Here is a 16,153-nt window from a genome sequence, read left to right on the forward strand (position 1 = left end):
GTTAATTATTAATTCGGAGCAAAGATATAAAATTTTTGATACGTAATAATATTTACCAAAATATTTTTTACTCCCGATTCACGTTTTTTTTTTGAAAAAAAGGTAGTCCACTTGCAAAAGGCCTGATTTTCCTGGGTTTTTGAGTGTAACTACCTGATTTTTAATATTTTGTTTTAGGTGCTGTAATGGTTTATTTTTTCTTGTTTTGAACGATTTTCATCTCGTCAACAAGGTGTTTTGCACCCGCATATTTGTCAATAATGAACAAAACATAGCGAATATCGACCATAATATTGCGGCAAATCGCAGGATCGTAGTGAATATCACTCATAGTTCCTTCCCAAACACGGTCAAAATTTAACCCGATAAGGTTTCCTTCAGCATCTAAAGCAGGGCTTCCGGAATTACCTCCTGTGGTGTGGTTGGTACCGATAAAACATACCGGCATACGACCTTTTTCTGCATACGGACCAAAATCTTTAGTGTTGTATAATGAAATTAACTTCGCAGGAACGTCAAATTCGTAATCACCCGGAATGTATTTTTCCATTACACCCTCAAGATAAGTCATCGGTTCGTAGATCACTGCATCACTCGGATTGTATCCTTTTACTTTACCGTAAGTAACACGTAGCGTACTGTTAGCATCCGGGAATAATCGACTGTTCGGGAATAATTCCAGAATAGCTTTCATATAGGTACGTTGTAAAGCGATGTTTTTAAGGTTTAATTCATCGTATTTCGGAGCTACGTTTTTGTTGTAACTGTCGGCCATAGTTTTTACCAACTGATATCCTTTATCCTGGTTGATTTTTTCGAGTACCGTTTTTGCGTCTCCGTTTAATAAATCTTTTATTCCGTTATAGCTGGTTAATTTCGATTTACCGTATATTTCCTCGGTAAGTTTTTTAGTGTCTGCATTCACTAAACTAGCCGGTAAAAACTGTTTTGGAGATTTGGTAGCGTATAAAGCAATTAATTGTTCGAAAACTTTTTCATCAACACCAGCGTTGAAATCTTTATATAAGTCTTCAAAACCGGTAACCATATTGTTTTTACGATCGTTGAAGGCTTGCTCACCTTTAGCATTGTAAAGCTGTTCCAATTGGTATAAACGGTATCCTACACTTAATAATTCGGTATTTCGAAGAACAACCTCCATATAGTAGTCACGACTTAATGCATAAGGCGCAATTTCATCGTATGTCTTTTTGAAATCGGCTAATAAAGTACCGTATTCCGATTGTTTTCCGGATTTAGAAACTTTATCCTGAAATTCCTGCTCAAACTTTTGTTTGATTGCTATAGCGTTGGATTTTTTTAAACCTTTAGTCTCACCGATCCATTTTTTCCAGTAGTTGGCAATGCTTGCATATTTAGAAGCATACTGTATTTTGATCGCATTGTCTTTACGCATAAAACCATCCTGAACTTTTAAGGCAGCATCACGTACTTCGATTTTAGCCGGATTAAGATCGTTTACAATTTGTGCTACTGCATACGACGGAAGGTATTCCTGAGTACGTCCCGGATAACCCATTACCATTGTGAAATCGTTTTCTTTAACTCCTTTTATAGAAACCGGGAAGAAATGCTTCGGTTTGTAAGGTACATTGTCTTTTGAATAAGCTGCCGGACGATTGTTTTTGTCGGCATAAATACGGAATAAAGAGAAATCACCGGTATGACGTGGCCAAACCCAGTTATCAGTATCCGATCCGAATTTTCCGATTGATGATGGCGGAGCACCAACCAAACGAACATCTTTATAGGTTTCCGTTACAAATAATATATATTGATTTCCGTCATAGAACGTACGGATTTTGTTTTCCTGGTAAGATTCTTTCGGTAATGTTCTGCTTAAAATACCGATGTTTTCCTGAATTTTTTTCTGTTTGTCGGCCTCACTCGTAAGGGCGGCAACACCTTCTAATACTTTATTGGTTACATCTTCTATTTTAACAATAAAAGTAACCTCAAGATCTTTGTTCGGTAATTCATCCTCTTGTTTCATTGCCCAAAACCCATTTGTCAGGTAGTCATGATCAATAGTAGAGTGGGATTGGATTTCACCGTATCCGCAATGGTGGTTGGTTAATAATAAACCTTTTGAAGAGATCACTTCTGATGTACAGCCACCGTTAAAATGAGGAACGGCATCTTTTAAACTTGATTTGTTGACATCATAAATATCGGCTGCCGATATTTTCATCCCTAAGTTTTTCATCTCTTTTTCGTTCATTCCTTTTAAAAGAGAAGGAATCCACATTCCGCCCTGTTGTGCGTAAACGGGTAAAACGAACAATACGACAAGTAGTCTTAAAAGCTTCATCTGTTTGTTTTTTTATTTGTGTTTGGTTATTGGATTATGCAACAATGTATTTCATTATTTTACGGTTATGTAACGTAAAATTCTGGGCAAGATACAATTTTTGAGCCTTTTCGTTATGGTTTTCGACTTCCAGATAAAGCACTTTTAACTTTAATTTAAGAGCTTCTTCTTTAATAAACTGAATCGCCTGTTTTCCGATTCCTTTACCACGTGCTTTTTCAGAGAGGTATAATTCATCCAAAAAAGCATAACGTCCTTTGTATTCGAAACTGAATATAAAAGTGACAATAACATAGCCTATCAGTATAGCGTCGGAATAAATAAGCCAGGCCTTTCCCAGATTATCATTACGTAAAAATTCTTCGAAAAGATTTTTAGACGTTTCAATATCAATCGGGTAATTGTCAATTGCATAAAAATCCTGCATCATCGTAACGATATCAGGAATATGCTGTTGTTCTAAGGGTTTAAACTGGGTACTCATTTTTTATATGGTTTACAATGCTGTTGGTCGCATTTTGATTCATTTGTACAAACGTGCTACAGATGTGGCCTTTTTCATATCGGATATCATCGTTTTGAATCAGATTGGAAAAAGCTTCATTAAGTTCTTTCTGATTGGAAATCGAGATACAGCCTTCCATGTTGACTAGTGCTATAGCTTCTGCAAAATGGGAGAAATTCGGACCGATAACAATCGGGATGCCAAATGTAGCCGGTTCCAGAATATTGTGTACACCGGGTTTTCCAAAACCACCGCCCACATAAGCGATGTCGGCATAACTGTAAATTTTGGTTAGAATGCCTATCGTATCGATAATAAAAACGGTATAGGAACTTAAGTCGGTAGCCTGTTCTTTTTCGGAATATAAAACCACTTTGCGGGTAATGCTTTTCTTTAATTCCTGAATCTGATCGGGTTTTATGTTGTGTGGCGCAATGATAAATTTGACATTGTCAGTACATTGATTGATATAGTTCACCAGTAGGCTTTCATCTTTTGGCCATGAACTGCCGATTACGATTGTGGTGGTTTCGTTTTTGAAATTTTCAATATAATCCAAAGTGTTGTCCCGTTCCAAAATCGCAGCCACTCTGTCAAAACGGGTATCACCGGTTATTTTTACATTCGTAAAGCCAATGCTGTGCAATAGTTGTTTGGATTTTTCATTTTGTACAAAAAAGTAACGGAAACTTTTCAAAGCATTCCGGTAAAAAGAACCGTACCATTTAAAAAAGGACTGCTTTTCGCGGAAGATGCCGGAAACAAGATACGTAGGGATCTGTTGTTGATGTAGTAAATCCAGATAATTAGGCCAGTATTCGTATTTGATAAAAAAGGCCAGATCCGGATGTACGCTTGCTATAAAACGTTTAGCGTTTTTACGGGTGTCCAACGGTAAATAAACGGTTACATCGGCTATCGGATTGTTCTTTCGAACTTCATATCCGGAGGGAGAAAAAAAAGTCAATACGATTTTATGGGTCGGATAGTGTGCTTTGATTTTTTCCATCACCGGTAAGCCTTGCTCGTATTCGCCTAATGACGCCGAGTGGAACCAAATTGTTTTATCGGTAGGGTGTATAGCCGATTCCAATGTTGAGAAAACGGTTTTTCGACCTTCGGTAAAAAGCTTGATTTTCGGACTTATCAATGCAATTAACCGGATCAGGAAACCGGCTATGCGAACCAGTAAATCATATAAAAAAAACATAGGCGAAAATTTGTGACGCTAAATTACGTTTCTTTACGTTAATTTGATTGGTGTAAACTCATTAAATGAGTATTTTTGCTTGTTTTAATTCACTTTACAAGGGATATCCCTGACGGTCACAAAGCAATTCAGAAAATATATGAAAAAAATACAAATGGTTGATCTTAAGGGTCAATACGAACAAATAAAAGAGGTGGTGAACCAATCAATCCAGGAAGTGCTGGATACAACGGCATTTATAAACGGTCCGCAGGTTCATCAGTTTCAAAAAGCATTGGAAGCGTATCTGGATGTTAAACACGTTATTCCGTGTGCCAATGGTACCGATGCTTTACAAATTGCCATGATGGGGTTGGGTTTACAACCGGGTGATGAAGTAATTACAGCTGATTTTACTTTTGCCGCTACGGTAGAAGTTATCGCCTTACTACAGTTAACACCGGTTTTGGTGGATGTCGATGCTGCTACTTTTAATATTTCGGTTGAAGCGATTAAAAAAGCAATCACACCAAAAACAAAAGCAATCGTTCCGGTACATATGTTCGGACAAGCAGCCAATATGGAGGAAATTATGGCTTTGGCTACTGAACATAATTTATATGTAATTGAAGACAATGCACAGGCTATCGGAGCGGATTACCTATATGCTGACGGTACAAAAAAGAAAGTTGGAACTATCGGGCATGTGGCGTCAACTTCTTTCTTCCCGTCTAAAAACTTAGGCTGTTATGGTGATGGTGGTGCTATCTTTACAAATGATGATGAACTGGCCTATAAATTACGCGGAATTGTAAACCACGGAATGTATGTGCGATATCACCATGATGTAGTAGGAGTGAATTCCCGTTTGGATAGTATTCAGGCCGCAGTTTTAAATACGAAGTTGCCGAAATTGGACGAATATAACGACGCCCGACAGTTGGCGGCTGAAAAGTATGATGCTGCTTTTGCCGGACATGCAAATATTATTACACCTTTGGTTAAAGGAGAAAAAGGAAGTCATGTATTTCATCAATATACACTGCGAATTTTAAATGCCGACAGAAATGCGTTGATGCAACATCTGATCGATAAAGGAATTCCGTGTGCAATTTATTACCCGATTCCGTTACACAGTCAGAAAGCATATGCCGATAGCCGTTATAATGAAGCGGATTTTCCGGTAACAAATGAATTGGTAAATGAAGTGATTTCGTTACCGATGCATACAGAACTGGATGATGAGCAGATTAAATTTATTACTGACAGCGTATTGGAGTTTTTAAAATAAACCATTTCGCGTATATTCGTACTTTATTCGATAATAAATGAAAGTAGTAGTTACCGGAGGTTTAGGTTTTATAGGATCACATACGGTAGTGGAATTGCACCGCCGGGGTTTTGAAGTTATAATTGTCGATAACTTGTCGAATTCATCTGTGGATGTTTTAACGGGAATCGAAAAAATAACCGGAAGCAAACCGATATTCGAGCAAATTGATTTACGCGATAAAGCGGTTGTTAGTGCTTTTTTTAAACGCTATGACGATATTGCAGGCGTAATTCATTTTGCGGCATCGAAAGCGGTTGGTGAAAGTGTGGAAAATCCATTGCTGTATTACGAAAACAATATTGCTTCATTGGTGTATTTATTACAGGAGTTGCAGAAGAAAAAAGAAGCCCGTTTTATTTTTAGTTCATCGTGTACGGTTTATGGTCAGGCAGAAAAAATGCCGATCACGGAATGTGCATCTGTACAACCGGCCATGTCGCCCTACGGAAATACCAAACGGGTAGGAGAGGAAATTATCACTGATGTAGCGAAAGTATCGGGAATCAATGCGATTTTATTGCGCTATTTTAATCCGATAGGAGCACATGAAACAGCTGAAATAGGAGAATTACCGGTTGGCGTTCCGCAGAATCTGGTTCCTTTTATTACGCAAACGGCAATCGGTATCCGACCGGAATTATCGGTTTATGGGAATGATTACCCAACGATCGACGGAACTTGTATACGGGATTATATCCATGTGGTTGATCTGGCAAAAGCACACGTAGTCGCTTTGCAAAGATTACTGGATAATAAAAACGAAAGTAAAGTAGAGATTTTTAATGTCGGAACCGGAAAAGGAAGTACGGTGTTAGAAGTGATTCGTACTTTTGAAAAAGTTAGCGGTAAGCCGCTTCCTTATAAGATTGTCGGTAGACGTGAAGGTGATATTATCGAAGCCTATGCCAATACGGATAAAGCGAATACCGTTTTAGGATGGAAAGCAGAATCAACATTAGAAGAGGCGCTGACATCTGCCTGGAAATGGGAACAGAAAGTCCGAAACATATAAAATAAAAAAATCCCGGTTTGTAGCCGGGATTTTTAATTTATCGAATCGGTTGATTTAAAATTAAATCAAGGTATAAATTCACTTTGTCTTTTAACTCTTTACGAGGTGTGATAAAATCAAGGAAACCGTGCTCTAAAACGAATTCTGAAGTCTGGAATCCTTCCGGAAGATCTTTTCCGGTTGTATCTTTAACAACACGTGGTCCGGCAAAACCGATTAAAGCGCCCGGCTCAGCAATATTGATATCACCTAACATAGCGTAAGATGCAGTAGTTCCTCCTGTTGTAGGATCTGTACATAATGAAATGTAAGGGATTTTAGCATCAGCCAATTGCGCTAGTTTAGCAGAAGTTTTAGCTAACTGCATTAATGAATAAGCCGCTTCCATCATACGAGCACCACCTGATTTGGAGATCATGATAAAAGGAACTTTGTGCTTGATAGAATAATCGATAGCACGAGCAATTTTCTCACCTACAACTGCTCCCATTGATCCTCCGATAAAAGCAAAATCCATAGAAGCAACAACAAGGTCTTTTCCTTTTGATTTTCCTACGGCTGTTCTAACAGCATCTTTTAATTTGGTTTTATCGATAGCATCTTTTAAACGATCACTATATTTTTTTGTATCTACGAATTTAAGCGGATCCTTAGAAGTCATATTCGTATCCAGTTCTTTGAATTCGTTGTTGTCGAACAAGATTTCAAAGTACTCTTTACTACCAATTCTAACGTGATATCCGTCTTCCGGGCTAACCCAAAGATTTTTTGCTAATTCTTCAGAATCAATGATCTTTCCTGTAGGCGATTTGTACCAAAGTCCTTTCGGTACATCTTTTTTATCTTCAGTTGCGGTTTGAATCCCTTTTGCTGTTCTTTTAAACCAAGCCATAGTTTTTAATTTGAATTAATCCGAATGTTAATACGATTATAGTGTATTAACGTTATTCAGGTCTTTAAACGCCTGTTCCAGACGTGTGTTAAACGTAATTTCTCCTTCGCGAACCCATTTTCTCGGGTCATAGTGTTTTTTATTCGGAACATCGGCTCCTTCCGGATTTCCGATCTGTGTTCTTAAATAGTCAATTTTTGAAATCATATAGTCACGAACTCCTTCAGTAAAAGCAAACTGAAGATCAGTGTCGATATTCATTTTGATTACACCGTATGAGATTGCTTCTCTGATCTCTTCTAATGTGGATCCTGAACCGCCGTGGAATACAAAATCAACAGGGTTGTTTCCGGTGTTGAATTTGTTTTGAACATACTCCTGAGAGTTTTTCAAAATCTTCGGAGTCAGTTTTACATTTCCCGGTTTGTAAACACCGTGAACGTTTCCGAAAGCGGCAGCAATAGTAAAACGAGGACTGATTTTCATTAATTCCTCATAAGCATAAGCTACTTCTTCCGGTTGTGTGTATAGTTTAGAACTGTCTACATCCGAATTGTCTACACCGTCTTCTTCTCCTCCGGTAATACCCAATTCGATTTCCAGTGTCATTCCCATTTTACTCATACGCTCCAAATATTTTTTGGAGATTTCCAGATTCTCCTCGATCGGCTCTTCTGAAAGGTCGATCATATGCGAACTGAATAACGGTTTTCCGGTTTGTTTAAAATGTTCTTCGCTGGCATCCAATAAACCGTCAATCCACGGTAACAGGTTTTTAGCACAATGGTCTGTGTGTAAAATTACTGTAGCACCATAGGCTTCTGCCAGGGTATGAATATGTTTTGCTCCGGCAATAGCACCTAATATAGCCGATTTTTGTCCTTCGTTGGAAAGTCCTTTTCCTGCATTAAAAGAAGCGCCACCATTGGAAAACTGGATAATAACAGGAGCATTTAACTTAGCTGCTGTTTCCATTACACCGTTAATAGTACTGGACCCGGTTACATTCACTGCGGGTAAGGCAAAGCCTTTTTCTTTTGCATAATTGAAAATTTCCTGAACTTGATCGCCGGTTGCTACACCTGGTTTTATATTATGAGCCATTGTGTTGTTGTTTTGATTTATTTCGACAAAAATAATAATTTCTAAAATTAGAAAGGATAATTAATTCCAATATTTAAGACAGCACGGTTCGGTACAATGTCACGGAACCATCTTTCTTTCATCTCTTTGGCCGGATTATAGGTCTTGAAACCGACATCCAGACGGATTACAAAGAAGTTTAAATCATATCGGAAACCGATTCCGGTACCCAATGCAATATCCTGTAACGATTTAAAACCTTCAAAAACGCTTTCTTCATCGGTTACGTTATCAAATACGTTCCAGATATTTCCGGCATCGGCAAAAAAAGCACCGTTTAGTTTGTTGAAAATGTTAAAACGATATTCAGCACTTAAAGCAATTTTAAAGTTGGCTTCGTTAAAGTCATTTAAACCACCGCTTCGTCCGGGACCTAAACTATAGGATTGCCACGCACGGTTGTCGTTTGATCCTCCGCCAAAGTAACTTCGCGAAAACGGAATCGAATTGGAATTGCCATACGGAATCGCCAGTCCGGTAAAGGCACGCGCAGCGATAACTTGTTTGCCGCCTAAATCCCAGTTTTTGATAAAATCAACTTCACCTTTCAGATATTGTGAGTATTCTACATTAAAGAATTTTTTACGGCCGTAAATGTCCTCTTCCTGTTTCTCCAGTTTTGAAATCAGACTCAACATATTTCCTGCCGATTCCAACTTTGTTTTAAAAGTATAAAAATCGTTATCGTTAATATTGGTACGACTTGATTTTGTATAAGTAACATTTGTTGCCAGAATCAGGTTATTCTCCGTAAGTCGGATTCTTCTTTCCTCAATACTGCGAATCGCAAAGTAGTCACCGTCATTTTGAGTAAGACTGGTTTGACCGCCTAATACTTCATTAGTGAAATTAGTCGTTCCGTCCGGAATGGTCAGATTTCCTTCAGCATCCATATTACCCGGATTGGTGTTGTAAACATGAGCAAGGCTATTCAGACGATCGTATGAGGAATGATATACGCTGAAATAATTGCCCGGATTTACGTTGCGGACATATTGCAGGTTCACCAGATCCAAACGGATATTGGTGTTTCGCTTCGGATTCCAGTTATAATTGAGGATTCCGGTAAAGCTTTCTTTGTCCAGACCGATATTTTGCTGGCGCGAAAGACCGATACTCATTTGGGTGGTCGGAAGCGTATTTTTCGGAATGATTTTATCGGTATTTAACGGGAAAAAGATTCTCGGAAAAGATAGCTTAACATCGGCTCCGTATTCGGAAATGTTAAAAAATACGTTATTCGGATTAGCTAAATCACGAGACGAGCCGATATTCCCTCTTAAAGCGATTTCTAAAATTTCGGCACCTCTGAAAAGGTTACGTATCGAAACGGCTGCACTCCCCAGAATACCAAAATCCTGAATGTTGGAGTGCATAAAATCGGCAGTAGCATTAAAGGTGAATTTTTTACGTGGCGATAAAATGATATTGGCTATCAGGGATGTCCCGGTTGAATCATTTTTGTCTTCTTCATATTCAATATTCGGATAATTAAAGACACGTAAATTACTCAGTGAACGGGAAGTTAACTGACGTCTGAAATCACTGAACTTACTGCCTTTGGTGATGAAAACAGCATCGGTTAAGGCTTTCGGTTTGTATTTTAGCTTGTCTGAACTGTAAATGTTAAAGTTGTTATAGCTTACACTGTCAGCTACTTTTTGTTTGCTTTTGTTATGTGTGTTTCCGGTAAAGATGTTAACCTCACTGATTGTGTATAATTTAAAAGGAACTTTTACCAGCGAATCCCCTTTTTTAATTGTTCGGTCATCAATCAGAATGTCTACATGGGCTTTGTGATTGGTTGCAACGGTATCCACATCATATTCGATATTGGTTTCCTGGAAATAATAAGCACCGTTGTTTCGGAAATGAGTTGCAATCCGCTTGCGTTCATCAATAAAATCCTGTGAATTGTATTGTTTATTTTTAACGATAAGCGATTGGTTTTTGGTTCGCTGAAATAACGAATCCAACGCTTCGGTTTTGATCGAAGTGCTTATACTGTCAATAATATACGGGGTGCCGAGTTTGATGTCGTAGCTTACTTTTCCGCGTTTGTCTGCTAAAGTGTCAATTTTATAGGTAATCTTGTTATTGAAATAACCGGCGTTAAAATAGTAAGATAATAATCGGTTTCTGGATTTTTGTACTTTGGTAGAATCGATAATAACAGGCGGTTCACCGGTTTTTTTCAGAAAGGTACTGGCACCGGAAACAAAAAAAGATTGTCCTAAACGTTGCACTTGCTTTTCCGATAACAGGTCGGCCAGAAATTTATGGCGTTTCGGATTTTTTTCGAGCCATAATTGATAGTCGGCTTCCGGACTTTTTCGAGCCAGATTATACATCTGAAGACGAAGACGGTATCCTAAAATGGAACTGTTCGGTTTCTGGTAAAGCTGATTTAAAATGGTCTCGCTTTTTTCTTTTTTGCCGTCGACCATTACCGTATTCTCAATTAAAAGGTGTTGCCCTTCAGGTACTCTTTTAACAAGAGAACAGGAATATAAAATTGCACCTAATAGAAGAAATAGTGCTATTTTTGATAAATTATTTTTCAAACCGATTACAATAGTAAGTCAAAAATACATTTTTTTATGGTTAGTAAGAACCAAATCAAATTAATAACGAGTTTACAGCAAAAAAAATATAGAAAACAGCATAAATTGTTCTTTGCTGAAGGTATAAAGGTAATTCAAGAATTGTTGAATTCCAATTTTGAACTGTACCATTTGTTTACGGTTGAACCTGTTTTTGATACGCTTCCGTCTGGTAAAGTAACCGCAATTACCGAACAGGAACTCAAAAAAATAAGTGCACTTACTACGCCGAACACTTGTTTGGCTTTGTTTTATATTCCCGAAGAAAAGCCGATAACGGAAGAAGGACTTATTCTGGCACTGGATGATATTCGCGATCCGGGAAATCTGGGAACGATTTTACGATTGAGCGACTGGTTTGGAATTACCCATATTGTTTGTACAAACGAAACCGTTGATATCTATAACCCGAAAGTGGTTCAGGCTACAATGGGATCGATTACAAGAGTTAATGTGGTTTATACGGATTTGATTGCTTTTCTGGATCAAACAAAACTCCCGGTTTTCGGAACGTTTATGGACGGAGCCAATCTGTATGAGCAAAAACTCCCTGAAAACGGAATTATCGTTATGGGAAATGAAGCCAATGGTATTTCGGAAGCGATAGAAAAGAAGACTACGGAACGACTTTCGATACCGCGTTTCGGTAATTTACAACAAACGGAAAGTTTGAATGTGGCTACTGCTACCGCAATTATTCTTAGCGAATTTAAAAGAGGAACTTTTAGTGGAAAGTAAAGTTGATAAAGATACCACGTGTTTTCATCGACTCTACATTTCCGGTCCACGGACTGTTCGGGTTGTTGTCACGAATTAATTCGTCATTTAAACCGAATACGCCACGTATGGACGGCGAAAATTTAAAATACTCCAGATAAAAGTCGATACCTAATCCCAATTCGTAATTAGTCGACCACCGTGTCATACGAAATCGATAGGCGTAGTTGTCATCTGTAGCATCATGGTTACTTCCTAAATTCAATGATTTAGAAAATCCGCCTACTACATAAGGACGTACATTTCCGAAACGTTGCGAAGAGAATTTTAAAAGTAACGGAAAATGAATGTAAGTCGATTTTACCTCTCTTAATTGTTCTACAGGACGGGTCAGACTCGGATCGTGGAAGGTCAGATCACGCTGCGTATAGTATAATCCGGGTTCAAAACGAAGATCCAAATGTTCCATAATACGAAGATTTCCAACCAAACCTACGTTAAATCCGGTTGAACCTTTTACTTCAATATCAACGCCGGGTTTGATATAGTCAAACTTAAAATCATAACTGCTAAAACCTAAAAAATAACCCCAGTGCACACGTTGTTTATCAAAATTCTCCAGGTTGATCACCGGATTTTTACTAAACATGGATTGTGCAAAGCTGTTTAATGACAGGAATAGTAAGGAAATAAGGATGACTTTTCTCATATTACTTTTTTGAAGCTGAATAAATCGTTGCGGCTCCGAATGTCTGAGGAGCGTGTTTCACATCTATAAACCCAACTTTTCGTAAAATATTGTTTAACGCTTCACCATGAGGGAAAACAGATGCGGATTCCGACAGGTAGGAATAGGCTACTTTGTCTTTAGAAAACAACTTCCCGATCAACGGTAAGATATTTTTAGTGTAGAAATAATAACCTTGTTTAAAAGGGAATCGGGTTGGAACCGAGGTTTCTAAGATAACAAAAACACCGTTTGGTTTTAGTACGCGCAAGATTTCAGATAATCCTTTTTCAAGAGTCTCAAAATTACGAACACCGAAAGCGACGGTTATAGCATCAAAATAATTATTCTCATACGGAATGTTTTCTGAATCGCCTAATACCATTTGGATCTTATCGGTAAGATTTAAATGAGTGATTTTCTTTTTTCCGATTTCCAGCATTCCGGAAGAAATATCCAATCCGATAATTTGAGTAGCGCTGGTTTTAGTCATTAATATAGCTAAATCACCGGTTCCGGTTGCAATGTCCAATACGGTTTGCGGTTTTTTATCGGAAACTATTTTTAAAACTTTATTACGCCATTTAATATCAATACCAAAAGAAATAACACGATTCAGGTTGTCGTATTTTCCGGAAATCGTATCAAACATTTGGGTTACTTGTTCTTTTTTTCCTAGTTCGGAATCTTTATAAGGCGTGACGTTTTTTGACATTCTTTAAGAAATTTAGAGCAAAGATAATAGAAAAGCACCGTATATGAAAAGAAAGGGTTTTGTTATTGGCAATATTTGGTTAGAAGAGGGTCACCAAATTTGGTGAGATAAAAAATACAAAGATTTGGCGATTGTCTGACGTTGTATTTATTGGGAAATTTACACTATACAAATTAATAGGCTATGTTATCAAAACTATTTTTTTCGGAATTGAAATGGATGCTATTGGTACTGGTTGTTACATTGGTTCTGGTAGAAAGCATCAACAGCGGATTAAATTTTAATCCTGCTGAATATGGGGTACCGCAAACGTTCTTTGGGTTAAATTTGTTTTTGGAAATTTTAGTTTTTTTTGTCTTTAGTACTTTTGTGGTATTTGGTATTAAAGGCTTTTTTGAGATGTATTCTCAACGATTTGCTAATGTCATTATTTTTATCTCCGGATTGTTACTGACAGTAGCAATTTTTATTTTATGTTATCAGGTGCTTTCACTTGAATAATTCCCAAAAAATACGATAACAATAGCTTTTATAAAACATCCTGAAGTAATATCAGGATGTTTTTTTATACGTCAAAAAACTAAAATCAAAAGCATGTTTTTCATCTTTTGGATGAAATTCCTCGAATGTTAGTTGCCATTGATCCGGGTTGATTTCCGGAAAAAAAGCATCTGCATGCGGACTGGTTTGCACGCGTGTCAATTCGATAGTATCGGCAATTGGTAAAGATTGTTTGTAGATTTCTCCGCCGCCAATGATAAAGATAGACTCATTCTGCGGACTTATTTTAATGGCTTCTTCAAGTGAACCGGCAATCAGAACGCCGTCCGGAACGGAATAGTCTTTCTGACGGGTGATAACCACGTGCGTCCGGTTAGGAAGAAGTTTGGGTAAGCTTTCAAATGTTTTCCGTCCCATTATGATATAATGACCGGTGGTGAGCTGGCGGAAACGTTTAAAATCATCCGGTAAATGCCAGATCATTTGATTGTCTTTTCCTAATGCATTGTTTTCTGCCGCAGCAGCGATAATGGTAATCATGTTATTGTGTAGCGTTGTTCTGTTTGTCAATGTCTTTTTGTAGTTGTTCCAATTTACGCTCCTGTTGTAACATCAGTTTGTCTATCTGAGCACGTTCCCATTTTTTATTCATAAAACTGTCGGTAATAAACACACGAATAAAATGCAATACAAACAAGAAAAACCATACGGTAATAACCCATAAATACCAGTTCATTTCAGGTTTGATATTCAGTAGTTTATTCGCAACAATACAGAAGATGCTTCCCAGGAAAAACAAGACAAAATGAAAATAGAGGCGCTTTTTTTGTTTTAAGCGCTGTCTTGCATATTCATATAATTCGTGTTGGTTTATTTCCATATGAATAGTTTTTATGGAAATAAAGATAAGTAATTTCTTTTAAAATTATATAGAAACAACTCCTTTAATATGCGGATGCGGATCGTAATCGACTAAAGTAAAGTCCTCAAATTTGAAATCAAAAATGTTTTTAATTTCAGGATTCAAGATCATTTTAGGGAGTTTATGCGGTTCGCGGGTAAGTTGTAATTGTACCTGCTCGATATGGTTGTTGTAAATATGTACATCACCGAAAGTGTGAATAAAATCACCGGGTTGCAGATCGCAAACCTGTGCGATCATCATAGTAAACAGCGCATAGGATGCAATGTTAAACGGAACACCTAAAAAGACGTCAGCGCTACGTTGGTATAGCTGACAAGATAATTTTCCGTCGGATACATAAAACTGGAAAAAAGCATGGCAGGGTGGAAGAGCTGCTTTTCCGTCGGCAACATTGTCGGCAAATGACTTGGAAGTGTCTGGAAGTACACTTGGATTCCAGGCCGAAACCAACATCCTTCTGCTGTTTGGATTATTTTTTAAAGTATCAATCAGTTCTGTAATTTGATCAATTTCTTCATTGTTCCAGTTGCGCCACTGATGACCGTAAATTGGACCTAAATTTCCGTTTTCATCCGCCCATTCGTCCCAAATTTTTACGCCGTTTTCGTTTAAGTAGGCAATATTGGTATCACCATTTAAAAACCAAAGTAACTCATGAATAATCGATTTCAGATGTAGTTTTTTAGTAGTAACCAATGGGAACCCTTCACTTAAGTCAAAACGCATCTGATAACCGAAAACACTTTTGGTTCCGGTTCCGGTACGATCACCTTTCTGACTTCCGTTGTCTAAAACGTGCTTTACTAAATCTAAATATTGTTTCATGATGGGAGGCGGGATTGTAAATTAAGATTCTTTTTTTGAAATTTCGTCACGTATTTTAGCCGCTTTTTCATAGTCTTCATTCTGAACGGCACTTTCTAATAAATCGTATAACTCAGCAAGACTGTATTGTGAATAGGTTTCACCGGTAACATCTTCGTTATCGGTCAGACCAAACGTTTCAGGACTGCTTAAAGGATCGTCACCTTCTTCTTTTTTAGTGTCTTCCAGCGGACTTACTTTTAAGTAAATACCGGCTTTGTCCAGTATGTTTTTATAAGTAAATATCGGAGCGTTAAAACGGAGTGCCAATGCAATAGCATCGGAAGTACGAGCGTCAATAATTTCTTCAATTCGATCTCTTTCACAGATAATACTGGAAAAAAATACGCCGTCTACGAGTTTGTGAATAATAACCTGTTTGACAACGATGTCAAATCGGTCGGCAAAATTTTTAAATAAATCGTGGGTTAATGGACGCGGAGGTTTGATCTCTTTTTCAAGAGCGATGGCAATCGATTGCGCTTCAAAAGCTCCTATTACGATCGGTAATTTGCGTTCGCCGTCTACTTCATTTAAAATCAAGGCGTAAGCGCCGTTTTGCGTTTGACTGTATGAAATTCCTTTTATCGTTAATTTTACTAAACTCATCTGGAGGTTGCTACATTATTGCTTTTGGAACTGTTACGTTCTTTTAACTTCGCCTGTTTACAGTATTGGCGTAAATTTGAAAATTA

The 16,153-nt window shown here is 37.7% G+C and carries 16 protein-coding genes; 4 read left to right on the plus strand and 12 right to left on the minus strand.

Annotated elements, in window-relative coordinates:
* Nucleotides 1-190: 190 nt before the first annotated feature.
* The 3 genes from NOX80_RS06175 to NOX80_RS06185 are packed head-to-tail and all read right to left on the minus strand — an operon-like array spanning nucleotide 191 to nucleotide 4,047.
* Nucleotides 191-2,332 (minus strand): S46 family peptidase, encoded by a 2,142-nt coding sequence (locus tag NOX80_RS06175; RefSeq protein ID WP_256552436.1) that lies wholly within the window; start codon nucleotides 2,330-2,332, stop codon nucleotides 191-193.
* Between the two features lie 34 nt (nucleotides 2,333-2,366).
* The gene (locus NOX80_RS06180) at nucleotides 2,367-2,816 is read right to left on the minus strand and encodes a GNAT family N-acetyltransferase (protein WP_256552437.1); all 450 of its coding nucleotides are present in this window, start codon (nucleotides 2,814-2,816) and stop codon (nucleotides 2,367-2,369) included.
* Nucleotides 2,800-4,047: a 3-deoxy-D-manno-octulosonic acid transferase gene (locus tag NOX80_RS06185; protein ID WP_256552438.1), complete on the minus strand. Its 1,248-nt coding sequence runs from the start codon at nucleotides 4,045-4,047 to the stop codon at nucleotides 2,800-2,802. Before NOX80_RS06185 ends, NOX80_RS06180 begins: the two co-directional genes overlap by 17 nt.
* Nucleotides 4,048-4,186: 139 nt before the next feature.
* On the opposite strand from NOX80_RS06185, the gene NOX80_RS06190 reads away from it, so the two are divergent.
* Complete coding sequence (locus NOX80_RS06190) at nucleotides 4,187-5,317, plus strand: DegT/DnrJ/EryC1/StrS family aminotransferase (RefSeq protein WP_256552439.1); 1,131 nt, start codon at nucleotides 4,187-4,189, stop codon at nucleotides 5,315-5,317.
* 37 nt (nucleotides 5,318-5,354) lie between these two features.
* Nucleotides 5,355-6,371 (plus strand): UDP-glucose 4-epimerase GalE, encoded by a 1,017-nt coding sequence (gene galE, locus NOX80_RS06195; protein ID WP_256552440.1) that lies wholly within the window; start codon nucleotides 5,355-5,357, stop codon nucleotides 6,369-6,371.
* 37 nt (nucleotides 6,372-6,408) lie between these two features.
* Here galE and accD read toward each other — a convergent pair whose 3' ends face one another.
* From accD to tamL, 3 genes are read right to left on the minus strand one after another with little or no spacing between them, the layout of a single operon-like run.
* Entirely contained in the window at nucleotides 6,409-7,263 is an 855-nt protein-coding gene (accD, locus tag NOX80_RS06200; RefSeq protein WP_256552441.1) for an acetyl-CoA carboxylase, carboxyltransferase subunit beta, read from the minus strand.
* Nucleotides 7,264-7,299: 36 nt separating this feature from the next.
* Complete coding sequence (fbaA, locus tag NOX80_RS06205; RefSeq protein ID WP_256552442.1) at nucleotides 7,300-8,367, minus strand: class II fructose-bisphosphate aldolase; 1,068 nt, start codon at nucleotides 8,365-8,367, stop codon at nucleotides 7,300-7,302.
* Between the two features lie 47 nt (nucleotides 8,368-8,414).
* On the minus strand, nucleotides 8,415-10,970 hold the full coding sequence (tamL, locus tag NOX80_RS06210) for a translocation and assembly module lipoprotein TamL (protein WP_256552443.1): 2,556 nt from the start codon (nucleotides 10,968-10,970) through the stop codon (nucleotides 8,415-8,417).
* Nucleotides 10,971-11,006: 36 nt separating this feature from the next.
* Between tamL and NOX80_RS06215 the strand changes: the two genes are divergently transcribed.
* The gene (locus NOX80_RS06215; RefSeq protein ID WP_256552444.1) at nucleotides 11,007-11,747 is read left to right on the plus strand and encodes a TrmH family RNA methyltransferase; all 741 of its coding nucleotides are present in this window, start codon (nucleotides 11,007-11,009) and stop codon (nucleotides 11,745-11,747) included.
* Here NOX80_RS06215 and porT read toward each other — a convergent pair.
* On the minus strand, nucleotides 11,734-12,435 hold the full coding sequence (gene porT / locus NOX80_RS06220; protein ID WP_256552445.1) for a type IX secretion/gliding motility protein PorT/SprT: 702 nt from the start codon (nucleotides 12,433-12,435) through the stop codon (nucleotides 11,734-11,736). The genes NOX80_RS06215 and porT overlap by 14 nt on opposite strands.
* A gap of 1 nt (nucleotide 12,436) precedes the next feature.
* The gene (gene ubiE, locus NOX80_RS06225; RefSeq protein WP_256552446.1) at nucleotides 12,437-13,168 is read right to left on the minus strand and encodes a bifunctional demethylmenaquinone methyltransferase/2-methoxy-6-polyprenyl-1,4-benzoquinol methylase UbiE; all 732 of its coding nucleotides are present in this window, start codon (nucleotides 13,166-13,168) and stop codon (nucleotides 12,437-12,439) included.
* A gap of 183 nt (nucleotides 13,169-13,351) precedes the next feature.
* Here ubiE and NOX80_RS06230 point away from each other — a divergent pair, with 183 nt between their 5' ends.
* On the plus strand, nucleotides 13,352-13,669 hold the full coding sequence (locus NOX80_RS06230; RefSeq protein WP_256552447.1) for a hypothetical protein: 318 nt from the start codon (nucleotides 13,352-13,354) through the stop codon (nucleotides 13,667-13,669).
* A 51-nt stretch (nucleotides 13,670-13,720) separates the two neighbouring features.
* Here NOX80_RS06230 and NOX80_RS06235 read toward each other — a convergent pair whose 3' ends face one another.
* Genes NOX80_RS06235 through NOX80_RS06250 form a run of 4 tightly spaced genes read right to left on the minus strand, consistent with a single transcriptional unit; the run spans nucleotide 13,721 to nucleotide 16,067 of the window.
* Entirely contained in the window at nucleotides 13,721-14,209 is a 489-nt protein-coding gene (locus tag NOX80_RS06235; protein ID WP_256552448.1) for a dihydrofolate reductase, read from the minus strand.
* Nucleotide 14,210: 1 nt separating this feature from the next.
* Nucleotides 14,211-14,549 (minus strand): 2TM domain-containing protein, encoded by a 339-nt coding sequence (locus NOX80_RS06240; RefSeq protein WP_256552449.1) that lies wholly within the window; start codon nucleotides 14,547-14,549, stop codon nucleotides 14,211-14,213.
* Nucleotides 14,550-14,594: 45 nt separating this feature from the next.
* The gene (locus tag NOX80_RS06245; RefSeq protein ID WP_256552450.1) at nucleotides 14,595-15,419 is read right to left on the minus strand and encodes a thymidylate synthase; all 825 of its coding nucleotides are present in this window, start codon (nucleotides 15,417-15,419) and stop codon (nucleotides 14,595-14,597) included.
* Between the two features lie 21 nt (nucleotides 15,420-15,440).
* Nucleotides 15,441-16,067: a bifunctional nuclease family protein gene (locus NOX80_RS06250; RefSeq protein ID WP_256552451.1), complete on the minus strand. Its 627-nt coding sequence runs from the start codon at nucleotides 16,065-16,067 to the stop codon at nucleotides 15,441-15,443.
* Nucleotides 16,068-16,153: the final 86 nt, after the last annotated feature.

This window comes from Flavobacterium cerinum, from assembly GCF_024496085.1.
Lineage (GTDB): Bacteria > Bacteroidota > Bacteroidia > Flavobacteriales > Flavobacteriaceae > Flavobacterium > Flavobacterium cerinum_A.